The 26,106-nt window shown below is 48.2% G+C and carries 21 protein-coding genes; 14 read left to right on the top strand and 7 right to left on the bottom strand.

Going from position 1 to position 26,106, the window contains the following annotated elements; genetic code table 11:
- The 5 genes from carB to ABSY64_RS05745 all read right to left on the bottom strand — a co-directional run bounded on the left by carB (window position 1) and on the right by ABSY64_RS05745 (window position 8,040).
- A complete protein-coding gene (gene carB, locus ABSY64_RS05725) occupies window positions 1–3,180 on the bottom strand; it encodes a carbamoyl-phosphate synthase large subunit (RefSeq protein WP_349642126.1) in 3,180 nt (1,059 codons plus the stop codon).
- Entirely contained in the window at window positions 3,164–4,261 is a 1,098-nt protein-coding gene (locus ABSY64_RS05730) for a carbamoyl phosphate synthase small subunit (protein ID WP_349642127.1), read from the bottom strand. The genes carB and ABSY64_RS05730 overlap by 17 nt, the downstream gene beginning before the upstream one ends.
- Window positions 4,258–5,529 carry a dihydroorotase gene (locus ABSY64_RS05735; protein WP_349642128.1) on the bottom strand — a complete coding sequence of 424 codons (1,272 nt, stop codon included), beginning with the start codon at window positions 5,527–5,529 and terminating at the stop codon, window positions 4,258–4,260. Before ABSY64_RS05735 ends, ABSY64_RS05730 begins: the two co-directional genes overlap by 4 nt.
- Entirely contained in the window at window positions 5,529–6,458 is a 930-nt protein-coding gene (locus ABSY64_RS05740; RefSeq protein ID WP_349642129.1) for an aspartate carbamoyltransferase catalytic subunit, read from the bottom strand. The genes ABSY64_RS05735 and ABSY64_RS05740 overlap by 1 nt, the downstream gene beginning before the upstream one ends.
- 412 nt (window positions 6,459–6,870) lie before the next feature.
- Window positions 6,871–8,040, bottom strand: a complete 1,170-nt coding sequence (locus tag ABSY64_RS05745) for an MFS transporter (protein ID WP_349642130.1) — start codon at window positions 8,038–8,040, stop codon at window positions 6,871–6,873.
- A 427-nt stretch (window positions 8,041–8,467) separates the two neighbouring features.
- On the opposite strand from ABSY64_RS05745, the gene ABSY64_RS05750 reads away from it, so the two are divergent.
- From ABSY64_RS05750 to ABSY64_RS05775, 6 genes are all read left to right on the top strand, one after another.
- On the top strand, window positions 8,468–9,208 hold the full coding sequence (locus ABSY64_RS05750) for a nitroreductase family protein (protein WP_349642131.1): 741 nt from the start codon (window positions 8,468–8,470) through the stop codon (window positions 9,206–9,208).
- Between the two features lie 123 nt (window positions 9,209–9,331).
- Window positions 9,332–9,616 (top strand): co-chaperone GroES, encoded by a 285-nt coding sequence (gene groES, locus ABSY64_RS05755; RefSeq protein WP_349642132.1) that lies wholly within the window; start codon window positions 9,332–9,334, stop codon window positions 9,614–9,616.
- Window positions 9,617–9,665: 49 nt separating this feature from the next.
- Window positions 9,666–11,288 (top strand): chaperonin GroEL, encoded by a 1,623-nt coding sequence (gene groL / locus ABSY64_RS05760; protein ID WP_349642133.1) that lies wholly within the window; start codon window positions 9,666–9,668, stop codon window positions 11,286–11,288.
- 101 nt (window positions 11,289–11,389) lie between these two features.
- Complete coding sequence (locus ABSY64_RS05765) at window positions 11,390–11,836, top strand: DUF3290 domain-containing protein (protein ID WP_349642134.1); 447 nt, start codon at window positions 11,390–11,392, stop codon at window positions 11,834–11,836.
- 11 nt (window positions 11,837–11,847) lie between these two features.
- Window positions 11,848–12,483, top strand: coding sequence for a DUF421 domain-containing protein (locus ABSY64_RS05770; RefSeq protein WP_349642219.1), 636 nt, complete (start codon window positions 11,848–11,850; stop codon window positions 12,481–12,483).
- A gap of 17 nt (window positions 12,484–12,500) precedes the next feature.
- A complete protein-coding gene (locus ABSY64_RS05775) occupies window positions 12,501–13,397 on the top strand; it encodes a UbiA family prenyltransferase (protein ID WP_349642135.1) in 897 nt (298 codons plus the stop codon).
- 29 nt (window positions 13,398–13,426) lie between these two features.
- Here ABSY64_RS05775 and ABSY64_RS05780 read toward each other — a convergent pair whose 3' ends face one another.
- Window positions 13,427–15,379: an ArnT family glycosyltransferase gene (locus ABSY64_RS05780; protein ID WP_349642136.1), complete on the bottom strand. Its 1,953-nt coding sequence runs from the start codon at window positions 15,377–15,379 to the stop codon at window positions 13,427–13,429.
- 83 nt (window positions 15,380–15,462) lie between these two features.
- Window positions 15,463–16,110, bottom strand: a complete 648-nt coding sequence (cbpA, locus tag ABSY64_RS05785; protein ID WP_349642137.1) for a cyclic di-AMP binding protein CbpA — start codon at window positions 16,108–16,110, stop codon at window positions 15,463–15,465.
- 116 nt (window positions 16,111–16,226) lie between these two features.
- Between cbpA and pth the strand changes: the two genes are divergently transcribed.
- The 8 genes from pth (at window position 16,227) to hslO (ending at window position 26,102) form a co-directional block, all read left to right on the top strand.
- Window positions 16,227–16,793: an aminoacyl-tRNA hydrolase gene (gene pth / locus ABSY64_RS05790; protein WP_349642138.1), complete on the top strand. Its 567-nt coding sequence runs from the start codon at window positions 16,227–16,229 to the stop codon at window positions 16,791–16,793.
- Between the two features lie 5 nt (window positions 16,794–16,798).
- A complete protein-coding gene (gene mfd, locus ABSY64_RS05795; protein WP_434063057.1) occupies window positions 16,799–20,326 on the top strand; it encodes a transcription-repair coupling factor in 3,528 nt (1,175 codons plus the stop codon).
- Between the two features lie 2 nt (window positions 20,327–20,328).
- Complete coding sequence (locus ABSY64_RS05800; protein ID WP_349642139.1) at window positions 20,329–20,595, top strand: RNA-binding S4 domain-containing protein; 267 nt, start codon at window positions 20,329–20,331, stop codon at window positions 20,593–20,595.
- 82 nt (window positions 20,596–20,677) lie between these two features.
- Complete coding sequence (locus tag ABSY64_RS05805) at window positions 20,678–21,079, top strand: FtsB family cell division protein (protein ID WP_349642140.1); 402 nt, start codon at window positions 20,678–20,680, stop codon at window positions 21,077–21,079.
- A 38-nt stretch (window positions 21,080–21,117) separates the two neighbouring features.
- Window positions 21,118–22,443 carry a tRNA lysidine(34) synthetase TilS gene (gene tilS / locus ABSY64_RS05810; RefSeq protein ID WP_349642141.1) on the top strand — a complete coding sequence of 442 codons (1,326 nt, stop codon included), beginning with the start codon at window positions 21,118–21,120 and terminating at the stop codon, window positions 22,441–22,443.
- The gene (gene hpt / locus ABSY64_RS05815) at window positions 22,436–22,978 is read left to right on the top strand and encodes a hypoxanthine phosphoribosyltransferase (RefSeq protein WP_349642142.1); all 543 of its coding nucleotides are present in this window, start codon (window positions 22,436–22,438) and stop codon (window positions 22,976–22,978) included. Before tilS ends, hpt begins: the two co-directional genes overlap by 8 nt.
- 29 nt (window positions 22,979–23,007) lie before the next feature.
- Window positions 23,008–25,122, top strand: a complete 2,115-nt coding sequence (gene ftsH / locus ABSY64_RS05820; RefSeq protein ID WP_349642143.1) for an ATP-dependent zinc metalloprotease FtsH — start codon at window positions 23,008–23,010, stop codon at window positions 25,120–25,122.
- Between the two features lie 59 nt (window positions 25,123–25,181).
- Window positions 25,182–26,102: an Hsp33 family molecular chaperone HslO gene (gene hslO / locus ABSY64_RS05825; protein ID WP_349642144.1), complete on the top strand. Its 921-nt coding sequence runs from the start codon at window positions 25,182–25,184 to the stop codon at window positions 26,100–26,102.
- Window positions 26,103–26,106 lie beyond the last annotated feature (4 nt).

Below are 26,106 nucleotides of genomic sequence, written 5' to 3' on the forward strand. Positions count from 1 at the left end.
TTAGTATTCTCCTAAGGGTGTGATGGTTGGGTTCAAAGGTAGTTTCTGGATGACGTCGCTTAGTGCGGCGAAGGTATCGATGGCCGTTAAGAAAGGAATTTCGTTTTCGATGGTTTCATAACGCAAATCGGATTCGGCCAAGTTGGCGCGGTCGGCGAGGTCAATCGTGTCGACCACCAACTTGATTTTGCCGGATGCCAGCGCCTTCTTGATGGCTTGATCGTCTGCTAGAACGCTGACGGGGATGTCGTTTTCGCGAAGGAAGTCGGCCGTCTTCTTGCCGGCGGTAAAGGTGATGCCCTTAACAGCCAAGTTTTTGAGAATTGGCAAGGCTTCTTGGCGGTCAGCATCAGCCAAACGAAGTAAGATGGTGCCGTTGGTAAAGGCTGGAATCTTAGCGGACTGGAAGGCCTTGTAGAGCGCTTCGCGGTAGTGCTGATCCGATCCCATGGCTTCACCGGTTGACTTCATTTCAGGGCCGAGGGTTGAGTTAACGCCGTCGAGCTTGTTGAAGGAGAAGACCGGTGCCTTGACGTGCACGAGCTTTGAAAGTGGGGCCAAACCAGGCTTATAGCCGAGTTCTTCCAGTGGCATGCCGAGTGAAACCAGGGTAGCCAGCTGAGCCATCGGAATCTTGGTAACCTTCGATAGGAAAGGCACCGTTCGTGAAGCACGGGGGTTAACTTCGATGACGTAGGCCGTTTCCTGGTGGATGACAAACTGAACGTTCATCAAACCAACAATCTTGAGCTCCTTGGCGAGCTTGGTTGCGGCCTCGACCATTTGGTCTTGTACCTTTTGTGAAAGGTGTTGTGGTGGATAAACGGCCATCGAGTCACCGGAGTGGATACCAGAACGCTCAATGTGTTCCATCAAACCGGGGATGAGGACTTCCTTGCCGTCTGAAATGAGGTCGACTTCGGCTTCTTGTCCCGTTAGGTAGGAGTCAATCAAAACCGGATGGTCATCGGAAACCTTAACGGCGCGGGCCATGTAGTCTTCCAAATCGCTACGCGAAGTGACGATTTCCATTCCGCGACCACCGATAACATAAGATGGGCGAATCAAAACGGGATAACCAATCTTTTCGGCGACTTGAATGGCTTGCGCAACCGTTGTGGCTGAACCAGCGGCAGGTTGCGGCAATTCGAGCTTTTGCATGACCTGGTTGAAGCGTTCACGGTCTTCGGCGCGGTCAATGTCGTTTAGGTCGGTTCCAAGGATCTTGACGCCCGCTGCGGCAAGGCCGGCAGCTAAGTTAATGGCCGTTTGACCACCGAACTGGACCATGACTCCGATTGGTTTTTCGAGGTCGACGACGTTGAGAACATCTTCGATGGTTAGCGGCTCAAAATAAAGTTTGTCGGAGATGGCAAAGTCGGTTGAAACCGTTTCAGGGTTAGAGTTTTGAATGATGGCTTCGTAACCGGCAGCCTGCAAGGCCTTGACGGCGTGAACAGTCGCGTAATCGAATTCGACTCCCTGGCCGATTCGAATTGGGCCAGAACCGAGTACGAGGACGGAAGGGCGGTCGCTAACTTCGGATTCATTTTCATCTTCGTAGCTACTGTAGTAGTAAGGCGTCTTCGATTCGAATTCACCAGCGGCCGTATCAACCATCTTATAAACGGGCATGACGTCGGCGTCTTGACGGGCTTGGCGAACTTCCTGGCTTGTCTTGTTTAGCAACTTAGCCAGCCATTCGTCTGAGAAACCGTAACGCTTGGCTTCTCGCATTAGTTCGGGGGTGAAGGCCTTGTCCTGGATTTCCTTTTCAATTTCGATGATATGTAAGAGCTTGTCGAGGAAGAAGAGGTCGATGCCAGTGCGGTCGTGTAAGTCTTCGATGCTGGTACCGCGGCGGATTAATTCGGCCAAAACGAAGAGGCGGTCTTCCTGGGCCGGCATTAGTTGCGCGAGCAAATCTTCAGTGCTGACCTCTTGGTAATCGTCGCCGTTGAAGTCCTTTTGGTCAACTTCGAGTGAACGCACGGCCTTGAGCAAAGATTCTTCCAAAGTACGGCCAATGGCCATGACTTCCCCGGTTGCCTTCATTTGGGTGCCGAGGTGGCGGTCAGCCGTTGGGAACTTATCAAATGGGAAACGCGGAATCTTGGCAACTACATAATCCAAAGCGGGTTCGAATTCGGCCCAAGTTATTTGGGTGATGGGGTTCTTAATTTCATCCAAGCGCAAGCCGACGGCAATTTTAGCGGCCATCTTGGCAATTGGATAACCCGTGGCCTTTGAGGCGAGGGCCGATGAACGGGAAACCCGGGGGTTAACTTCGATGATGTAGTACTTGAAGGATTGGGGATCCAATGCCATTTGGATGTTAACGCCACCCTCGATTTTGAGGGCACGAATAATCTTCAAGGCGGCATCACGCATCATTTGGTAATCCCGGTCGGACAAGGTTTGCGTAGGCGTTACAACGATCGAATCACCCGTGTGAATTCCGACGGGATCGAAGTTTTCCATGGCGGCGACAATCAAGGCGTTGTCGTCAGCATCGCGCATGACTTCAAATTCGATTTCTTTGTAACCAGCGATTGACTTTTCAATCAAGACTTGGTCAACAGGTGAGAGTTCAAGCCCCTTCTTGGCAATTTCATCCAATTCTTCGCGGTTGTGGGCAAAACCACCACCACTACCACCCAAGGTGTAGGCGGGACGGACAACGACGGGGAAACCGATTTCATCCGCAATTTTTTCGGCTTCGGCCAAGGTTGTGGCGATGTCAGATTCGGGAACCGGTTCATTCAATTCCTTCATCAAATCCTTGAACTCTTCACGGTCTTCGGCTTGTTCGATGGCGGGCAACTTGGTTCCAAGCAGTTCAATGCCCATCTTCTTTAGCAAACCAGAGTCGGCTAAGTCCTTGGCTAAGTTCAAACCGGTTTGACCACCCAAGGTTGGCAAAATCGCATCGGGCTTTTCCTTGCGAATGATATCGCTGACTGAATCTAGCGTCAGTGGTTCGATGTAGACTTGGTCGGCAATTTCCTGGTCGGTCATGATGGTGGCCGGGTTGGAGTTGATCAAGACAACTTCGTAACCCTCTTCCTTCAAGGCCAGGCAGGCTTGTGAACCTGAGTAATCGAATTCGGCCGCTTGACCGATGACGATGGGACCTGAGCCAATTACCAGGATTTTTTTGATATCAGTTCGCTTGGGCATAGGTTTTTTCCTCCGCTTTTTTCACTAAGTCTAAAAAGTTATCAAAGACGTATTCGCTGTCGTGGGGACCAGGGCAAGCGTCTGGATGGAACTGCACGGAAAAGGCTGGGCGGTTCTTGAGGCGCACGCCTTCCACCGTTTGGTTGTTGATTTCGCGGTGGGTGATTTCAAGGTCGGTGTTGGCCACTGAATCAGCGTCAACGGCGTAACCGTGGTTTTGGGAAGTGAAGTGCTTGGCCTTTTGGTCAATATCCCAAACTGCATGGTTGAAGCCACGGTAGCCGTATTTCATCTTGTAGGTTTTAGCACCGTTAGCCAGGGCGAAGAGCTGGTGACCCAAGCAGATACCCATCAAAGGGTAGCGCTCCTGCAAGGTGCGGATCATTGGATAGGAAAATTCGTACTGTTCGGGGTTACCGGGACCGTTTGAAAGGAGGACACCGTCGGGCTGGTAAGCATCGATTTCTGCCACTGTTGTGTTAGCCGGGAAAATCGTGACTTCGGCACCGCGCTTTTGTAGGGCGTCCAAAATGGAATTTTTCATGCCGAAGTCAATCAAAGCAATCTTAGGAGCACCAGGTTCGGCAGTGTAGTGGCGCACGGAGTTGTCCAGTTGACGGCGGGATAGCAAGAGCTGGTCGTAATCTTGGGCAAAGAGCTTGTCAATCCAAGTTTTATCGAGACGGGAAACCAACACAGCCTTCATTGAACCTTGGCTACGGATTTCCTTGGCCAGCTTACGGGTATCCAAGTTCATCAAACCTGGCAAACCCTGTTCCTTGGCGTAATCTTCCAAGGATTGAACGGAACGGAAGTTGGAAGGGCGGCGAGCTAAGTCCTTGACGATAATGGCGTCCACTGCTGGATGAGCCGATTCGTTATCCTCGCGGTTAATCCCGTAGTTTCCAATCAAAGGGTAGGTGAAAACCATGCTTTGACCGTAGTAGGAAGGGTCCGTGATGGTTTCTTGATAGCCGGTCATTCCGGTTGAAAAAACCACTTCCGTCAGCAAGTCTTTTTCAGCACCGAAGCGGTCGCCTTCATATACAGAACCATTTTCTAAAACAAGATAGCCTTTCATTTTTCCTCCTTCTGGTAAACCACTTTGCCGTCGACCAAGGTCGTCATAACCTGGCCGTAAACCTTCTGGCCAGCAAAGGGTGTGTTCTTTCCTTTTGATGCAAATGTTGCAGGGTCAATGTTGTAAGCGTGGTCAAGGTCGACCAAGGCAATGTCGGCGGGGTCACCAACCCGCATTTGTCCAGCACCTTGTAAAGCAAATTCTTCGATGGGCTCGCGGTTCATCCAGTTGAGCATGGTGTCCAAGTCAACCAAACCAGAAGCAACGAAGTGGGTGTAGACCAAGGCGAAGGCCGTTTCCAAACCGACGATACCAAAGGCACAGTCGAGCATGGAACCTTCTTTTTCCTCAGCAGCGTGTGGGGCATGGTCGGTCGCAATCATGTCAATCGTGCCATCTAGCAAACCAGCGATGAGGGCTAAGCGGTCTTCGCGGCTGCGTAGTGGTGGATTCATCTTCATCATGGGGTTGTCGGTGATGATCATACTGTCATCAAGGAAGAGGTGGTGGGGCGTAACCTCAGCCGTTACGGGCAAACCTTGGCTCTTGGCCAAGCGGACCAGTTCAACCGATTCCTTGGTCGAAACGTGGGCGACGTGGTAGTGGCAGCCGGTGGCCTTGACCATGACCAAATCGCGGGCTAACTGAGTGGATTCGGACAAGCCGGTCATACCGGGCAAGCCAAGTGCCTCTGCGCTTGGCCCTGCGTTCATCACCCCGTGATTAACCAAGTCATCGTCTTCGATGTGGGCGGTAATGGTGCTCTTGGCCTTGGCAACGGCTTTCATGGCCTGCAACATGGTCCGAGCGTTTTGTACGCCGTGTCCGTCGTTGGAGAAGGCGACCGCACCGGCTTTAACCATTTCGGCGATGTCGGTTGTTTGCGTGTCGGTTAGGTTCAAACTCAAAGCGCCGATTTGGTCGATCTTAACGTGGCCCTCTTTTTGGTTCAGTTCGATTTGGGCTTTCAAAGCGGCAGGGTTGTCGATGACTGGTTTAACGTTGGGCATGGTCAGTACCGTCGTGAAACCACCTTGTGCTGCGGCTTCAGAACCAGTTGAAATCGTTTCCTTATAGGTCAAACCAGGTTCGCGGAAGTGAGCGTGTACGTCGACCAAACCAGGAATGGCCGTGTGACCTTGGCCGTCAATTACTTGGACGGCCTCGGTCGTCGTACCGGCAGCCTCAATGGCTTGGATGCGTCCGTCTTCGATTAGGATTTCTTTTGGCTGACCTTGCCAAACAATGTTTTTGATTAAAGTCTTCATTACTTTTCCTCCATCAAGCCGCGGAACTGTAGGACCTTGGTCAGCAAGGCCATGCGGGCGAACACGCCGTTGTGCATTTGGGTAAAGATACGTGAGCGGGGACCGTCGACCAGGTCGCTGGCGATTTCAACTCCGCGGTTGACGGGTGCTGGGTGCATGATGATGGCCCCGGGCTTCATCTTAGCGGCCCTTTCTTCTGTCAAACCATACTGGTGGAAGTAGTCGGCCGGTGCAAAGGAGGCGACGCTTTGGTCGTTCAAGCGTTCGAGTTGCACTCGCAAACAGATGACGACATCAACTTTTGCTAAGCAATCATCTAATGGAAGAAATTCGCCAAATTCTGCTAAATCATCTTCCCACCATTCCTCCGGACCGGCGAAGTAAACCTGCATGCCGAGTTCTTTGAAGAGGCGGGCATCGGACTTTGCCACGCGGGAATGGGCGATGTCACCGGCGATAACAATTTTTAGTCCCTCGAAGTGGCCGAATTCCGTGCGAATGGTGAGCAAATCGAGCAAGGTTTGGGAAGGATGAAGACCAGCCCCGTCACCGGCGTTAATCAAACTGATGGCAAGCTTGGGATCCTTTTCCAATTGCTTATACCAAGCGGTTTGGGAGTGGCGAATGACGGCTAAATCTAAGCCAATGGCTTGCAAAGTTTTTAAGGTATCGCCCATGCTTTCGCCCTTCTTCATGGAAGATGTTTGGGGGTTAATGTTGAAGCGGCTCAAACCCAAGCGGTGTTCCGCCATTTGAAAGGAAGTCACGGTACGGGTTGAGTTTTCAAAGAAGAGGTTGGCGACGGTTACGTCACGCTTCAAGGCTGTTGGCTGCTGGCCATCGCGGTAGGCGGCTGCCAAATCCAAAAGTTCGTGGATTTCTTCTTTTGAACAGCGACTCAAATCAAGAAAATCTTTGCTAAATGTCATGTTTATTCCTCTTTTGCTGCAAATAAAAAGCCCTAATCGTCGATCAGGGCTGGGTAAAGAAGCTAGACGGGGACCGTGGTCCTGCTAGCAAGCAATCCTTAGTGACTCTCTGATCGACTTTAAAGGGTTGCGATTGAATTTTGGCTTATGAATTGGGCGGCTTGCGCTCCAGCATATTTGCTCCTTTTTGGTATAAAAAAATGACCCCAATCTCGTCGATCGGGGCCAAATCTATCCAGTCAGGTTAAATTAGCTTCTAATGGATGCAGCTTTGCCGAAAAAGGCTGGAACTCTGCCAACATCCTCGATACCTTGGTGACTCACTGATCGACTTTAAAGGTATCGCTTATTTGTTTTCATTACTTTAACATTTTCGAGGAAAAAGAACAAGGTGTTTAATTATGCCAGGTGATCAAACTCTTTCAGCTTTTGGCAGTGCGGCCTGCAAGATGATGGCCACGGCCAAACCGAGTAGAACGATTAAGACGTCGCCGAATATGATGTTGACCTGGCTGTTCTTGATGAGGTAACCGGTGATGATTGGCACGGAGAATGAGGCCAGTGAACCAAAGGAGAAAAAAATTCCGGTAAAAATCCCCTTTTTCTCGGGGTGAACCTTCAGCAGAGTACTCAAGGCGATTTGCATGAGACCCGCTGCGGCCGAGAAACCGAAGGCAAAGCAGGCGGCAATCGACAGCCATTCGGTCGTTGAGAGGGCGACGACGGCGATGCTAATCGTTGCGATAATGTTTTGTACGAGGAAAACAATGCTGTCTGTAGCTTTCAAACGCAGGAGGATAAAGCCGACGAGGACACCGGAAATTGATCCCAAACTATAGAGGGAAAGGAGCAAGTGGGCAGTACTGCTGCTGTAACCGATTCCCTTGGCAAAAATAGTAATCCACTGGGTAAACCAGAGCATGATGGCCATTGACGTGTAGCCGTAGAGCAATAAGCTTCCGGTTACCAAGGACTTCTTCCAGCCAGATAGCTTGATAGCAACACTGGCAGCTTCTTGAACAGTTTTGCTTTTTGTAATCGGTAAGGCAGCAATGTTGAAAATGTTCAAGAAGAGAATGGTAGCAGGGAAGAGGAAGGATAGGCCGAACCAGAGTTGGTTTTGATTGCTGACGAGGACGATGATGGGGAGGACGAATTCAGCCGATGACATGAAGGCCTTGATCAAGACCGAGTTGGCCGTCTTGTTGCCCTTGCTTTCGGCCAGCAGGGGATAAGTCGCTGAATCAAGGGCAGAGTTGGCAATTCCGGCTAAAATCGATAGGGCGTAGGCGAAGGGGATGCTTTGGTTAATTGGGCTGAGGACGAAGAAAATCAGGTAGGTCAGCATACCAAAAAGTAAAGTGGTTTTGCGCCCTAATTTATCGGATAGAAGGCCCATGGTGAAGTAGGCCACCAAGCGGCCAATGCCGACACCAGACAAAACGAAGGAGGCGATGGCAAGGGAAGAATGCCAGTTTGCAGCCAAGTGACCAAGATTTTGAGTTAAGATGATGAGACCACAGCCGTGAACGAAGTAGTTCAGGAACAGGCCTATTTTTAAGCGGGTGGAAGATTCTTGCATTAGGTTCTCCTTATGAAATAAAAGAAAAAAGCCGATTGGGACGATACCCCAATCGGCAAATAAATCGAACGGAAGAATTCCAGAACAAATTATCGTAATCGCTGACTAGGATATTGCACCTAGTTAGCCAAGTTGAAAATGACTTTTAAGCCCTAGATGCGAACGCGTCGGCACGTCCGCATCGAGTCGGACGTGCTATCTAAAGTAATAAAAGCCATAAAACCATTGCGCTTGATTAGCGTTGATTGCGATCATGTTTGGGATTCCTTTCCTAAAAGTTATTTTTATTAAAACATGTAAATTAGATTTTGGCAATAATAAATTATAAAATTTTCATTTTCAACAATAATCAGAAAACCGGCGACCCTTTTTTTCGCCCTTGAAAAATGGGACAATGTAATCGAATGATAAGCTAAAGGAGTTTGACATGCACAACGAAACATTAGATTTACTACACCAACATCAATCAATCCGTGCCTTTACTGACAAGCCAGTTAGTGACGAACAGGTGCGCGAAATGATTTTGGCGGCCACGGCGGGTCCCAATATGCAAAACTACCAACCCGTTACCTTCATTGAAATTAAGGATCAGGCACTCAAGACCAAGATTACCGAACAAGTTGGGATGAAGTACATCCAAACGGCAACCCGTTTTTTCGTTTTGACAGTCGATTTTAACAAGGACCTGATTGGTTTAAATGCTGAGCAAAAGGCAATTGTAGAAGACCGCATCCAGCACTATCAGCTTTTGGAGGGAGGGATTGTCTCAGCTTCCATCGCCTTGGGCCGCGCTCAGATTGCTGCTGAATCAATGGGCTTGGGGACCGTCACGATGGCCGGGGCCATGGGCGCCTTTGAACTCTATGAAAAAGAATTGAATTTGCCACGTTACGTCAAGGCCATCATGGGCTTCTCCGTTGGTTACCCTGACCAAAACCCTGGCGTTAAGCCAAAGCTGCCTTTGAGCGGCTCCCTCATGGAAGGTGCTTACCACCAAGATCAGATGGAAGCAGCCGTGGCAGAATACAACGAAACGATGAAGGATTACTTCAAGGAACGCGGCATGGACACGGACTGGACGCAGCACACGGCCAAGCTCTTTGCCCAAATGAAACCCAACGTAAAACTTAGTGAATATCCGCAAGCAAAAGGCTTTAATTTGAAATAAGCTTTTTGCTTTTTTTTTTTCGTATAATTCATTGACTTATGGCATGGCTGTGCTATACTAAAGTTAATCAATTAGCACTCAAGTATAGAGAGTGCTAATCAATAAAATTTGGAGGTTCGTTCGATGTTAAAGCCATTAGGTGACCGTGTGATTGTTGAAGTTGCACAAGAAAGTGAAAAGACTGTTGGTGGCATTGTTTTAGCTAGCAACACGAATGAGAAGCCTGTGACTGGAAAGGTTGTTGCAGTTGGAACTGGTTTGGTAACCGCTGACGGCAAGCAACATCCTTTGACAGTCAAGGATGGCGACCGAGTGCTCTTTGATAAGTACGCCGGTCAAGAAGTTTCTTATGAAGGACAAGATTACTTGGCTCTTCACGAGAAAGACATCGTTGCGATTGTTGATTAAGTTTAACGAGACATTAAGATAATTTTCAGGCTAAAAGGAGTTAAGTATTATGGCAAAGGATATTGAATTTGCAGAAGACGCACGTTCCAAGATGAAGGTCGGCGTTGATAAGTTGGCCGACACTGTGAAGACGACGATTGGACCCAAGGGTCGTAACGTCGTTTTGGAACAGAGCTTTGGTTCTCCTACTATTACTAATGATGGTGTCACCATCGCCAAGGCGGTTGAATTGGAAGATCACTTTGAAAACATGGGGGCTAAGTTAGTTTCTGAAGTTGCTTCAAAGACCAACGACATTGCTGGTGATGGAACAACCACGGCCACTGTTTTGGCCCAAGCCATTGTTGGCGAAGGTTTGAAGAACGTGACTGCTGGCGCTAACCCAGTTGGCATCCGTACCGGAATTGAAAAGGCAACGGCAGCTGCTGTTAAGAAGTTGCACGAAATGTCACACAAGGTCAGCACCAAGGATGAAATCGCGCAAATCGCTTCGATTTCAGCTGCTAACCCAGAAGTCGGTAAGTTGATTGCCGAAGCCATGGAAAAGGTTGGTAACGACGGTGTTATCACCATCGAAGAATCCAAGGGTATCGAAACGACTTTGAACGTCGTGGAAGGTATGCAATTTGATCGTGGTTACATGTCACAGTACATGGTAACGGATAACGAGAAGATGGAAGCCAACTTGGATAATCCATATATTTTGGTTACGGATAAGAAGATTGGTAACATCCAAGAAATCTTGCCTGTTTTGCAGCAAGTGGTTGAACAAGGTCGTTCAATGTTGATTATTGCCGACGACATTACCGGTGAAGCTTTGCCTACCCTTGTTTTGAACAAGATGCGTGGAACTTTCAACGTGGTTGCTGTTAAGGCCCCTGGATTCGGTGACCGTCGTAAGGCACAGTTGGAAGACATTGCCATCTTGACTGGTGCTCAAGTGATTACTGATGATCTTGGTTTGAACTTGAAGGACGTGACGATTGACCAACTTGGTTCTGCTAACAAGATTACCGTAACCAAGGATAACACGACGATTGTTGAAGGTTCTGGTGACAAGAAGGCCGTTGCTGACCGTGTTGAAACCATTAAGCAACAAATCGCCGAAACTACTTCTGACTTCGATCGTGAAAAGTTGCAAGAGCGTTTGGCAAAGTTGGCCGGTGGTGTCGCTGTGGTTAACGTTGGTGCCGCAACTGAAACGGAATTGAAGGAACGCAAGTACCGTATCGAAGATGCTTTGAACGCTACTCGTGCCGCCGTTGAAGAAGGTTTCGTTGCCGGTGGTGGAACTGCTTTGGTTAACACCATTGATGCGGTTAAGGCCCTTAAGGCTGAAGGTGACGTTCAAACCGGTATTAACACCGTTGTGAAGGCCCTTGAAGCCCCTGTTCGTCAAATTGCTGAAAATGCTGGTTTGGAAGGATCAGTCATCGTCAACAAGTTGAAGGAACAAAAGGAAGGCGTTGGTTTCAACGCTGCAACCGATGAATGGGTAGACATGATTGACGCTGGTATCGTTGATCCTACCAAGGTTACGCGCTCTGCTTTGCAAAACGCTGCCTCAGTTTCAGCCTTGTTGTTGACCACTGAAGCCGTGGTTGCTGAACAACCTAAGGAAGATACTGGTGCTGCCGCAATGCCACAAGGTGGTATGCCCGGCATGATGTAATCTGCTAATTAAAAGACAGCCTGCGGGCTGTTTTTTTGTGGACAAAAGCGGTCCTATCGCCTGATTGTGCTACAATGAAATTTATTGGAGGAAGCAGTACTATGACTTTTTATTCTGCCCATTATTTATCACAGCAGACCTCGTCAGCCGATAAAATCAATAACGTTATCTTGGTTATTTTTGGTTTGTTGATTGCCGTTTTTCTGTTTGAAATGGTGCGTAACGGGATGGACACCCGTTACCGTGATTTGTTAATCATGGCCTTATTGGCCTTTTTATTCTTAGCCGGCATGCGTTACACCGACTACCAAACCAACAAAGCGCAGACTTCATCGCAGACGCAGATGGGTGCCTTCGCGAAGAATTTTGCCAAAGAGCATAAGATTTCGCCTGAAAAAGTGGCCTTTAATTCGACTTCTTTGCAGGATGGCACGATTATTAAGGAAGGCAACAAGTTCTACCAGTTGTCCCTAAGTAAGGATCAGAAGACTTACTCGGTCACTCAGGTTTACTTGATTAATTCTTCTGATGTGGAGGTTGTCAAATGAGTAACTATGCTTTGACGGTTTACGGACCAATTATCCTCAAGCTAACCATCGGAATCTTAACTTTGATTGTTCAAATGAACATCATGGGCAAGGGAAACTTGGCTCCGACCTCAGCTTTGGATCAAGTTCAAAACTATGTTTTGGGTGCCATTATTGGAGGTATTGTTTATAACGATGCGGTTTCAGTCTTCGAGTACTGCATGGTTATGATTGCCTGGACTTTCTTGGTCTTTAGCTTGAAGTTCTTGAAGGAACGCACGCATTGGGGAAAGGTTTTCATTGATGGAAAGCCTAAAATCGTGATTGAACGCGGGAAGGTCTTGCCGGGCCGTGTTACAAAGGCTGGAATTTCGGCCTCTGACTTAATGTTCAAGTTGCGTGAGCAGGGAATTTACAGTACTGCGGATGTTAAGCGCGCCGTTTTGGAACAAAACGGTCAGTTGACGGTTATCAAGATGGGGGATGAAAACCCCCGCTATCCAATTATTTTTGATGGTCAAGCCAACGATGACGTTTTGGATGCCATCGATAAGGACCGCGACTGGTTGGAAAAGCAGGTGAAAAGCGCGGGTTACGAAGATATTCGTGACATCTTTGTCGGTGAATATGACGATGGTAAGTTCCGCTTTACGCCATACAAGGACTGATATTTGAGGGAGAATTCGTGAAGTTCAAACAACTATTAGACTTAGTCGAAATCCGGGTGGTGATTCCATCCTTGGCACCGCTTTTGCTGGGAATTACTTACAGTGCCTGGCGCTACCAGCGAATTAATTGGTTAAACACGGCGCTCTTGGTTTTGGCAACGGTTTCCGTTCATTTAGCCGTGAATACTTTTAACCGTTACGAAGACAATAAGCGCCAGGTTAGCAATGAATTTATCCGTGAAAGTGGTACGCCCAATGATGGACCGGCTGTGACCGAAAAGACTGTCTTGAAAGTGGCCCTTTTCTTGGGCATTCTTGCTGCTGTGGCGGGGATTGCCGTGGCTCTTTTGACGACCTACGTGACTTGGATTATTGGAATCCTTTCCTTTGCCGTTGGTTATCTTTATTCGGCTGGTCCCAAGCCAATTACGAACACGCCCTTTGGTGAGTTTGTTTCCGGCATTACCATGGGGTATTTTATTTTCGTAGCAGAAGTTTACGTGGATACTTTGCTGCCGATTACTTTGATGGTATTGCTACGCTGGTTCTTGGTTAGTTTGCCCTTGGTCTTGCTAATCGCTAACATTATGCTGGCCAACAACATTTCTGATCATGAAGAAGACGAAGAAAATAATCGTCATACCTTGGTCCATTATCTTGGTTTAACCGCGGCGAAACGCCTTTACCTAGCTTGGGTGGGCTTGGCTTACTTCGAGATTTTTCTGTTAACCTTGGTCGGCTGGCTACCTTTGACCTGCTGGGCGATGGTGGCTTTGCTGCCGCTGGTTTGGCAAAAAGCACGGGCCTTCGTCAACCATCCCGTTAAGGAAGAAACCTTTATTTTGGCAATTCAGAATCTGACGCTAACGATGTTAGGGCTGGCCCTGACCATCTTCATTGGCCTATATATCTAAACAAAAAGCACTCCATGCGGAGTGCTTTTTTATTTATCGAGAGCCATGTAGATGAGGGATTCGTATTGTTTGAAGCGACCATCGACTTCGAGAGGCTGGTCGGCAATCTTGTAGTGATTAGCCTTAATGATTTCGATGTCTTGCTTATGCTTGGTTTGGTTATGAATGACAAGTTGATACTGTCCGGCGGGCATTTTAGCTTCGGTTCGGAAAATATCATCGTTCTTGCGAGGAATTAATGGATAGCTCTTCTTCGTGGCTTCATTGTAAAGGGAGGCCTGCAGAGGGGAGTTGTAATAGACTTGGGTGGTGAAATAACCGACGCGGCGGTGGAAGTAAATGCCCTGCTTAATCGTGCTACCGGCTGCAATTGTATCGGGTTTAGCGCCGTACTGGGTCGATAGCTGGCTTCGTTGGGCGGCAATCACAAAGGAACGCGGTTCTCGCTGCGCAATCACTGCTGCAGTAGTGATTATGCCGGCGATTCCGGTTAGACTAAGGGCAACAAAGAGAGTGCGCCTTAGCCAGGTTTGTTCAATCTGCCAAGTCGTTTTTTTCTCTGGTAGAAGGGCCAAGATGAACCAGATTAGGGGCAAAATTAATTGACCATAGCGATTCTCAACTTCCCAAAGCGAGACATGAAAGGCGAGGTAGCCCAAGGCAGTTGTGATGATAAGCAGCGTTAATTGGTCGCGACGACGGTGACGATTGGGTCGCCAAACCAGCAAGCGCAGGCCCAAGAGGACAAAAAGCGCCATGTTGGCAAGGTAGTAAATCATCGACTGTAAGGCGTCATAGAAGCGGCCGTGCTGCTGGTACCAGTGCGGTGCCTGGCGGAAACCACCGTTGTACCAATTCTGGATGTCGCGGACATCGAGCAAAACGGCCAATTTAACCGCCCAGAGATTGGCCAAACGACTGGGACCGTAGCTCTTGATTCGGCGACCGATTTCCTGTAGATCATACCTTTGCCGTTCGGCCCGCGAGCTTAAACTAGCATCCTTATGAACATCCTTGCCGGCATACATGCCAGCTTCTTTTTCGTTGTAGCCCATCAAAATCCAGTGACTGGCCGGAAATTCATAGCTGTCGTGTTTCTGGTAGTGACTGGCTTGATAAATTGCGCTGGTCGTTGGCACCGCCAGGCCAATCCCAAGGATAATGAAGGCTAAGGGCACTGCCAAATTCCGGAAAAAGTGTTTTTGCCGAATGGCGAGGACGGCAAGAACAATCAGAAAAGCCGGTACAATCACAATGATGTTGGCCTTGATTAAGAAGGCTAAGAGCGAAACGACAATTAATCCGATAGCCCGACTGATTTTAAGCGCACGGGAACCGCTACCCCAGAAATAGACCATCCGGAAAATCAATAGTAAAAAGAGCATGCTGGGCAAATCCGTATAAAAGACTTGCAGGTAGTAGCTGTAAGCAAAAGGGGTCAGCATGAAAAAGGCCGCCGCGCCCAGAAGAAAGGTGGGGCGCTTGCTGATTTGCCAAACGGTGCGCAGCATCAAGGCAATAAAGCCATCCAAAATCAACATGGATAGGAGGTGAATGGCCGTGTTATTCGTTAAATGCAGAAAGTTGGTCACTTTCAGCCAGCCAAATAATAGATAGGTAATCGGCACATTGTTAGGGTAGCGCCAAAAATAAGTGGTGTTCCAGGAGAAATCACCCGCCACCATTTGATCAGCTTGGGAAAGCACCCGGTAGGGGTCGTGATAGACCGTCACCTTCATGAAGTGAATAACCAGAATTTGTCCAACCACCATCAGGGCAAAGAGCAGGTAAACCCAGCGTTTAGCCGTGCTTGGCTTGAGATTGCTTAATGTTTTTTTCAATAAAAAAAGCAGCACAAGGCCGACTAAGGCAGCACTGGTCAATAGCGCGCCATTTGGAATCTTGCTGTTGAAAAGGACGCCAGCCAGCAGGCTAATGCCTAAAATTAGCGCTAAAATGGAGTGTTTGTGTGCTTTTTGCATGATTCTGGGTACCCAAATTCTCTAGTAAATAGCTATATTTTAGCATAGTCCGCCAGTGCATAGAAAAAAGCCCTGGCGGGCTTTTACTTAAACTGAGCGAGATTTTCAAGGCTTTGAACGGGGTAACCCTTCTTTTCAAGCTTTGCGACCAGCTTTTTTAGATCAGGGCTGTCGATGGTTAGCGGCAGCGTGAACATAACGGTGATGGGATCCTTGGGCTCGGTCTGCAAAGTTACGACCGACTCGATGTTGGTGAAGCGGGTAATGATTTTAGACATTTTTTCCAAGTCGCCACGGGTCTGCTGAGAGAGCAGAGCAATCGCTACGCCGCCTTCTTCCAGCGACCAGGATTGGGCTAAGACGTCCATCAAGGCATCGTGGGTGAAAATTCCGTAGAAATGGTGGTTTTCATCCAGAACAGCGATAAAGGGCAAGTCCCGAATAGCAAAGAAAACGTCGTAGAACTGACTATTGGTAAAGATGAACTTGGTCGAGTTACGCATGATAGCAGTAACTGGCAAGGACATGTCACCACCTTTGGCCATTTGTTCAAAGATGTGTTGGCGATAAACGTTTCCACGGAAAAGTTGGCCGGATTCGTCCAACACAGGGAAGGAACGCGTGTGGGCGTTTTCGGGTTGGGAAAGAAGGTCGTAGACTTCTTGAATAGTAGTGTTTTCGCTGACCGTTTGGAGTTGGTCCTTTGGAATTGTTAACGACTTTGGAAACATAGAATCCTCTAATTAATTTTTCATAAAAGTTTAAATACACAATTATCATAACATATAAAGGGCCCTTGGGCGCGTGTTATAATAGAGCTTACACAGATGACACGAGGAGTGGAAGAATGAAGTTTATTTTTGGCTTAGGAAATATTGGTGTGAAGTACGATCAGACCCGCCACAACATTGGTTTTATGGCGATTGATCACTATGCAGCCGCCCATGGAGCGACTTTTAGTCCTACCAAACTTTTTGCTTCCGCAGCCAAGTGCCAAATCGAAGGCGAAACCGTTTTCTTGGTCAAGCCAACAACTTACATGAATGATTCAGGCCAGTCAGTACGCGCTTTCTTGGACTTTTATGGCGCTAAAGTGGAAGATGTTTTAATTTTGGTCGATGACATGGACATGCCCTTTGGAAAATTGCGCTTCCGGGCCAAGGGGTCTGCCGGTGGGCACAACGGCTTGAAGAGTATCATCGCCCACACCGGTTCGTCCGAATTTTTGCGCCTCAAATTTGGCGTCGGGCATCCGGAACATGAGCGCCAAGCCGTCATCGATTACGTGCTCGGTAAGTTTTCAAAAGCTGATATGGAAATCTTGAATCCAATTTTGGACCGCACGGTCGATGCCCTCGATGATTGGGTGGCCGGTGCTAGTGCGGGTGATCTTAGCAACAAGTACAACGGGTAAATTCTTTGTCATTTCTCAAATTTATACAAAAAACTCAGGCAATTAACAAACTAGCTGAGGGTCAGTCCGCTGACAGTAAGCAATTACTTTTGGGCGTCAATGGGACGGCCAAGACGGCGGCACTAGCTGCCCTCTACCAAGAGGGTCAAAAGGACATGCTGCTTTTGACCGACACCCAGGCTCACTTGGATGATTTGGTCGCTGATTTAACGCAGTTACTTGGGGACCAGGTCTTGGCCTTTCCTTCCGAAGAATCGCTGGCGACTGAGCTGGCGGTCTCTTCAGCAGATTTTCGTTTGCAACGTTTGCAGACCTTGGCCAACTTGAGTCAACCAGGACGCCACTTGGTCGTCACCAATGTGGCCGGTTTTAGCCGCTTACTACCCGATAAAGCTGATTTTCAAGCGGCTAAATTGGATTTGGCGGTGGGGCAAAGCTACGATTTTGACCGATTGAAGGAAACCCTGCTAACGATGGGCTACCGCCCCAGCAAGCTTGTGCAGGCGCCGGGTGAATTTGCGCAGCGTGGATCGATTTTTGATGTTTATTCACCTCTGCAAGATCAGGCCATCCGCTTGGACTTTTTTGATGATGAATTGGATCAAATCAAATACTTTGATCCTGCTAGCCAAAACTCCCAGGAAAAGGTTGATGCTGTGGAAATTTCGCCGGCCACTGATTTAGTTTTGTCGCCTGAACAGTATGCGGCTGGTCGCTTGGCGGTCGAAACCGCCTTTTCGGATTATCGTAAGGGCCTTGATGGCGTTGATAAGAAGCATGCTACGGAAGGTTTTGCGGCAACCCAGCAGATTTTAAAGGAAGGGCAACGCTCTGCCACCATTCTTCCTTACATTAATTACTTTTATCCACAGACCCAGCGTCTCGTGGATTATTTGGCACCTGATAGCACAATCGTCTTTGACGAATGGGCTCGCCTGGAAGAATTTTATGCCGGTCAAGCGGAACGCAATCAGGATTGGTTGGCCAAGCAGTTGGAAAGTTATCAGTTGCTGCCCAAGATTAATTTGCCGGAAGGCCCAGCGGCGGTGATGGCCAACTACAAGCGGCCGGAACTCTATTTGGCGAACTTCCAGCGTGGCTTGAACAAACTGCGCTTTACGCAAATTGAAGAAGTAACGACCCGGCCGGCCAACCAGTATTTCGGGCAATTACAGGCCTTAAAAAATGATTTGCAATATGCTCAAGAAATCGGCAACACGGTCGTACTATTAATTGGCGAGGCCCAACGAGCTGAGAATTTCCGTGATTCGCTTGCCGAGTTGAACTTACCGATTGTTGCGGGTGATAATTTGCAGCCCAACAAGGTCCAGATTACGGTGGCTTCCTTGTCGGCTGGTTTTGAATGGCCCCAGGAGCATTTGACGGTTTATTCTGAGCAGGAGCTCTTTACCCATGCTCGGAAACCAGTTGCGCGGGCCCACAAGAACATGGCCAACGCCGAACGAATCAAGTCCTACAACGAACTACAGGTCGGCGATTACGTCGTCCACGTGAACCATGGAATTGGCCGTTACGAAGGCTTGCAAACCTTGGAAGTCGATGGGGGCAAGCAGGATTACTTAACGATTGCTTACCAAAAGAACGCTAAGATTTTCTTGCCGGTTACCCAGCTAAACTTAATTCAAAAGTACATCGGCGCCTCCGATGCCGGCAAAGCCCCCAAGCTTAACAAGCTGGGCGGAACCGAATGGCAAAAAACAAAGCGCCAGGTTGCCAGCAAGATTGAAGACATGGCCGATGACCTTTTGGAGCTATATGCCGAACGTGAAGCCCAGCAGGGCTACGCCTTTCCACCCGATGATCGCGAACAGTTAAAGTTTGATACGGCCTTTCCCTATCCTGAAACGCCGGACCAGGTCCGCAGTATCGAAGAAATTAAGGCGGACATGCAAAAAATTCGGCCGATGGACCGACTCTTGGTCGGGGATGTTGGCTTCGGTAAGACCGAAGTTGCCTTACGTGCCGTCTTCAAGGCCGCCCATGCTGGTAAGCAGGTCGCCTTCTTGGCGCCTACCACTATTTTGGTTCAGCAACACTATGAAACGATGATGGCGCGTTTTGCCGATTTCCCTGAAATCCGAATTGGTTTGCTATCGCGTTTCCAAACGGCTGCACAGAATAAAGAAACCATCCGTAAATTGAAAGATCACGAGCTCGACATTGTGGTCGGTACTCACCGTCTCTTGTCTAAGGACGTGGCCTTTGCGGACTTAGGTCTTTTGATTATCGATGAAGAACAGCGCTTTGGGGTCAAGCACAAGGAGCGCTTGAAGCAGTTACGGGCTTCGGTTGATGTCTTGACCCTAACGGCCACCCCAATTCCACGAACCCTGAACATGGCTATGGTGGGGGCCCGGGACCTTTCCGTCATCGAGACACCACCGGCCAACCGTTTCCCTATCCAAACCTACGTGGTGGAGCAGGATTGGACTCTGGTGCGTGATGCCATTGAAAAGGAATTAGCTCGTAACGGACAGGTCTTTTACTTGCACAACCGTGTGGCGGATTTGGACCGAATTGCGGCCCAAATCGAAGACATTGTGCCATCGGCCCGTGTTGCCGTCATTCACGGCCAAATGAGTGAAATCCAGTTGGAAGGCATTTTGTACGATTTCTTGAACCACCAGTACGATGTCCTGGTCACGACGACAATCATTGAAACGGGCGTCGATATTCCCAACGCCAACACTCTAATTGTTGAAAACGCCGACCACATGGGGCTTTCGCAACTGTATCAGCTCCGCGGCCGCGTTGGTCGTTCTGCCCGTTTGGCTTATGCTTACTTCACCTATCCCTTCACGCGCACGCCGAGTGAGGAGGGCCAAAAGCGGTTGGAAGCCATTCGTGACTTCACGGAATTGGGATCTGGTTTCCGAATCGCCATGCGCGACCTATCGATTCGTGGTGCCGGTGACCTACTCGGAAAACAGCAGCACGGCTTTATCGATTCTGTCGGTTATGACATGTATACCCAGATGTTGAAGGAAGCCGTTGCTAAGAAACAGGGGAAGGGGCATACCGAAGAAAAGACGGTTGAAAGCGATGCCGAACTGATCTTAGGTGTCCTAGCCTTTTTGCCGGATGATTATGTTTCCGACAATGCCCAAAAGATTGAACTCTACACGCGGATTCGTCAGGCCCACAGCGATGAAGACTTCGAACAAATCGAAGAAAACATGCTCGACCGCTTTGGCGAAATGCCGGATGAAGTCGCTCGCTTACTCCTGGTTGGCCGAATTAAGTCCTTGGCTGATCAAGCCCAAGTAACACAACTGCGCCGCCAGAAGAACATTTTGACGGTTCGCTTCACTGATTCCGCTACCGAAAAGTTGTCCGGTGTTAAGATTTTTGAGGCGTTAAAGGATGTACCGCTTAAGGCCTCCGTTTCGGGTAAGACCGGCCAGCTAGAAGTCAGTTTGACGATTGATTTGAAGGGCGAGAGTTCCGTTTGGCTGAACATTTTACGTAATTTCCTACTTGCCGTTATTGAAGAAGAAAATAAAGAGGACTAACAATGCGTCTCGATAAATTTTTAAAGATTTCCCGCTTGGTTAGGCGCCGTACGATCGCCAAAGAAATTGCTGACCAAGGACGAATTGAAATTAATAACAAGGTTGCCAAGTCTTCCGCAAATGTTGGAACTGGCGACTTAATTACCATTCATTTTGGTAACAAAACCATTACTGTTAAAGTCTTGAAGCTTGCGGAACTCGTTAAAAAGGATGAAGCAGGCGAAATGTACGAATTGGTTAAGGAAGAATACGAACGTGATTTTCGCTGACAATTCGTATAAATCCGTCTAGAATTTTGTTGCATGCATATTAAAAATGTGACAGAATGATTACAAGAGGAGTTGTCCGGATATGTCAAGCTACGGCCGCATACAATCGAATATTACGCCGTTAAACGCGAAGATTGCGCACCAGATTGAAGCGAGTGCTAATCAGCGCGACCGGGCGGCTGCACATTACCGTAAGGCGCATGCACGCCGTAAAAAGCGGATTATGTGGATTGGCTTGTTGGTGACCATGATCTTCCTGGCCCAGCTCTTGATTGGCCAGGTGAACTTGCACGCCGCCAACAAGTCACTGACGACCAGCGAGCAAAAGTTGGAATCCGCTAAGTCCACGAACAAGGATTTGAAGAAGAACGTGTCTCAGTTAAACGATCCGTCCTATCTCCAACAAATCCTACGTGAAAAGTATGGTTATACTCGTCAGGGTGAGATTATTTACAACCTACCTGATTACTCGAGTGATAAGTAAAACAAACAAAAGCATCCTGATGGATGCTTTTTTGTATAATGAAAACAATGTCAAAGATTCAAGCAGCTTTAGCGGCCATCAACTGGCCCGACAATTTAATTTTGGCCGTTTCCGGCGGCGTTGACTCGACCGTGCTTTTGCATGCTTTTAAGCAATTCCGGCCGCAACAAGCCCTGACAGTTGCTCACGTTAATTACCATTTGCGACCGGAAAGTGACGGCGATGCGGCCTTTGTAGAGGAACTTGCACAGCAGCATGGTTATCCCTTTGTGCAAAAGGATTGTCATTTAACGGGAACTGGGATTGAGGAAAAAGCCCGCGATCTGCGCTATGCTTTTTTTCATGAATTAGCGCAGCAGTACCGTTCTGCTGGCATTGTTTTGGCCCATCAAGCTGATGATCAGGCCGAAACAATTTTGCTAAAGTTGATTCGTGGCGGCGACCTGGCAAGCATGACGGGAATGGCCCAGCAGGATGGCCTTTTATACCGGCCTTTTCTGGGGATAAGTCGTGCAGAAATTGCTACTTATGCCCAGGAGGAGGGGCTTGCTTGGCGAGAAGATTGGACCAATCACGATCCGGAATATACTGCCCGTAACCGTGTACGTCTGCAAATCTTACCCGCTTTAGACGAATTGAATTCCCGGACTAGCCAACATTTAAATCAATTTGGCCAAGAGCTCGATCATAAATTAGATTTGTTAAAGCAACAAGCCGAGCTATACTTGCCACAATTCCAAACCGACTATCAGCAAGTACCCGAAGCCTGGTGGCCAGAAGTAAGCCGCTTATTGATTCAAAAGGCTGGCCTTTACAAGATAAAAAAAGAGCAGTTAAACCAAATTTCTGACCTTCTCCATAACCGCCAAAAAGCACAAGGAGAAATCGATTTGGGCCAAGCTTGGCGCTTTGTTAAAAATTACCACCAAGTTGGCATAAAAAACGCGAAAAACTTTGCAAAAAGGGCAGAGGAAAGACCGTCAATTGTGTTAGAATTAGACCAATGGCAATTTTTTGCTAACAACTGGGTTAAGTGGACGCAAAAGCCACCGGAGCCGGGGTTTGACACCCTTGCTTTGCCCAGCTCCAATGACTTCAAAGGACTGCGCCTCCGTTATGGGCGTCCACAAGATCGGCTGAATTTGAAGCAGGGACATAAGTCCTTAAGACGTCTTTGGATTGACGAGAAGTTTTCCAATGATGCACGACGAAGTACCTGGGTTTTAGCAAATTCTTGCACGGACGACTTGCTAGCGGTGCGCCTTTCTGAGAAGCGTTGGCGTTTTAACCAAAATTTTACGACTGACTCTATTACCAAGCCGAGTTGGTTAGTCTGGCGAATTGAGGAAAAACCAAGTGAATAACGACATCGAAGAAATATTGTTTGATCGCGACAGTATTCATCAAGCAGCTCAACGTTTGGGCAAGCAAATTACCGAAGACTACGCTGGTAAGCGGCCTTTGGTACTCTCTGTTTTGAAGGGGGCTTACCTCTGGACGGGGGATGTAATTCGTGAAATTGAGCTTTACGTTAATCTGGAATTCATTAAGATTTCCAGCTATCACGGCGGTGTTTCCTCTTCCAATGAGATCGAATTGGTGACCGATATCCGTACGGATGTTGCTGGCCGAGACGTTATTATCTTGGAAGACATCGTTGATACGGGGCAGTCATTACGTTTCTTGAAGGATCTCTTGGCTGACCGTGGTGCCAATTCAATTCGCGTTGCAACTCTCCTTGATAAGAAGGGCGGTCGCAAGATTGAAATTGATGCTGATTACGTTGGCTTTGACGTCCGCAACGAGTTTGTGGTTGGTTACGGTCTGGATTACAAGGACCTCTACCGGAACTTGCCATACGTCGGCATTTTGAAAAAGAGTATTTACACGAAAGATTAATTTCTAAGATTTAGAATTGAGGAAGACGGATGAAAAATAATAACAGCGGCTTTTTCCGAAGCAGCTTCTTGTACGTCATTATTTTCCTTGCCATCATTGCTGGGTTGTACACCCTGTTCAACGGTGGTAAAAGCACAACGAAGACTATTTCAACTAGTCAGTTTGTTAAGCAGTTGAATGATAAGGACATCAAGTCCTTTACCATGCAACCGGGAAATGATGTTTACACCATTTCAGGTACTTACAAGTCAAATAGTAAGGCAAGCAAGAGCTCGAACAGTAGCAACCAAAGTTTGTCTTCACTTCTGCAAAGTAGCCAGAACCAGTCAACAGATCGTTTCACGACGACTGTGATGCCAAATGATCCTTTCTTAAACGACATTAACAGTGCCGCTAAGAAGACTAAGACTGATATGACGACTAAGCCAGCTGCCAATTCTGGTTACTGGATTAGCATGATTGTTTCAATCGTGCCCGTTATTTTGATTTTCGGTGTCTTCTACATCATGATGCGTCAGTCATCTGGTCGTGGTGGCCAAGGTGGCGGCATGATGGGAATGGGTCAGTCAAAGGTTAAGCCTTCTGATCCTAAGGATAACAAGACCCGCTTCAACAACGTTGCTGGTGCCGATGAAGAAAAGGAAGAATTGGTCGAAATTGTCGAATTCTTGAAGAACCCGAAGAAGTTCTTATCATTGGGTGCCCGCATTCCAAAGGGTGTCTTGCTCGAGGGACCTCCGGGAACTGGTAAGACTTTGCTTGCCAAGGCCGTTGCCGGTGAAGCTTCCGTACCATTCTTCTCGATGTCAGGTTCTGACTTCGTTGAAATGTTTGTTGGTGTCGGTGCTTCCCGTGTTCGTGATTTGTTCGAACAGGCCAAGAAGACTGCGCCAGCCATCATCTTCATTGATGAAATTGATGCCGTTGGACGTCGTCGTGGTTCTGGTATCGGTGGTGGAAACGATGAACGTGAACAGACTTTGAACCAAATCCTGATTGAAATGGATGGTTTCGAAGGTTCTGAAGGGGTTATTATTTTGGCCTCAACCAACCGTTCTGACGTTTTGGATCCGGCCTTGCTTCGTTCTGGTCGTTTCGACCGTAAGATTATGGTTGGTGCACCGGACGTTAAGGGTCGTGAAGCGATTTTGAAGGTCCACGCTAAGAACAAGCCATTGGCACCGGATGTTGATTTGAAGGCCATTGCCCAGCAAACCCCTGGTTATGTTGGTGCTGACCTTGAAAACCTCTTGAACGAATCAGCCTTGCTGGCCGCTCGTCGTAACAAGAAGCAGATTGATTCTGCTGATTTGGACGAAGCCGAAGATCGTATCTTCCAAGGACCTGCCAAGACGAACCGGACCATGTCAAAGACGGAACGCGAAACAACGGCTTATCACGAAGCTGGTCACGCCCTTGTTGGTTTGGTCCGCTCCGATGCTTCTGTTGTTCGTAAGGTTACGATTGTGCCGCGTGGACGTATCGGTGGTTATGCCCTGATGACGCCAAAGGCGGATCGTTACAACGTCCGCTATTCCGAAGCCAAGGAACAACTGGCTGGTTTGATGGGTGGGCGTGCAGCTGAATTGGCTGTCTTCCACGAAGCGTCATCTGGTGCTGCTAACGATTTCCAGCAAGCAACCGGTTTGGCCCGTCAAATGGTGACGGCTTACGGTATGTCAGACAAGTTGGGTATGGTTCAACTCGAAGGAAATGCTTCGGTTGGCTATAGCGAACAAGCTGGTAACCAAAGCTACTCCGATGAAACGGCTAACTTGATTGATCAAGAAGTTCGTCGCTTCACTAAGGAAGCCTTTGATGATGCTACTGAAATCATCAACGAACATCGTGATAAGTTGCAGGCCATTGCCGAAGCCTTGTTGAAGGTTGAGACTTTGGACGAAAAGCAAATCAAGGATATCTACGAAACAGGTACCTTCACTCCTAAGGGTCAAAATGATGACGATGAGGGAGCTAAGACTTTTGAACAAACCAAGGCGGAATTAGACGCCCGTGAATCAGAAGCAGAGAAACGAGTTAAGGCCGGTGATGCAGATCCCGACAAGCCATTAGACGACGCAAATGACGACGAAGACGAGTCAGTCGATGATGGTTCAAGCTCAAACACTCCAACTGATGATTAAGATATGTAAGTAAAAAGTTGGCTCCGGCCAGCTTTTTATTTTTCAATAAAAGGAGAACTATGTCAGATCAATTAATTAAAACAATTACCAAAGACAAGGCCTTCCGTGCCTTTGCTATTGATGGTACCCACTTAGTTCAGGAAGCAGCCGAAGCGCATGATACGTCACGGATTGCTTCTGTTATTTTGGGACGAGCACTGCTGGCCACTGAACTATTTGCGCAGGCTTCCTTGAAGGGGGAGGAACGCGTCAACATCAAGTTAGCTGGCCGGGGACCCATCGGCAATGTGGTCACGGAAGCTGATACCAAGGGCTCGGTCCGAGGTTACGTCACCAATCCTCAGCTAGAGCCAATTGTGAACGACCAAAATCAGCTAAACATCGCCGGTGCCGTCGGCAGAAACGGCACCATGCAAGTCACCAAGTTCGCACCCTATTCACAGCCTTACATTGGCCAAAGTCAGCTAGTTTCCGGTGAAATCGGTGATGACTTCACCTATTACATGGCCCAGTCGGATCAAATTCCAACGGTGATTGGCGTTGGTGTCGAAATGGATAAGGACGACAAGGTCAAAAACGCCGGTGGTTTCCTAATTCAAGCCTTACCAGGTGTCACGGATGCCCAATTGGATAAACTTGAAGCTGATTTGAAGAAGCGAACACCTCTACCAGAGTTACTGGATCAGTCAGTCGGTGCAGTGGGTATCCTGGCCGATATCTTTGGTGATGATAATTTGGACATGTTGATGACCATGCAAGTTGGTTTGGCAGCCGAACCACCAAAGGAATCCTATGCTAAGATGCTGGCGACCTTGCCTTCCCATGAAGTCAAAGCCATGATTGATGAAGATGGTGGTGCTGAAGTGGTGGGTAAATTCTCAGGCAAGCGGCATTACTTTGACCGAGTTGAACTGTCTTCAATTTTGAAGGATATTCAAGATCGTGAAGCACGAGAAAAAGCCGAAAAAAAGCATGATTAAGGCT

This window comes from Eupransor demetentiae (assembly GCF_963930865.1).
In the GTDB taxonomy this organism is placed as follows: domain Bacteria; phylum Bacillota; class Bacilli; order Lactobacillales; family Lactobacillaceae; genus Eupransor; species Eupransor demetentiae.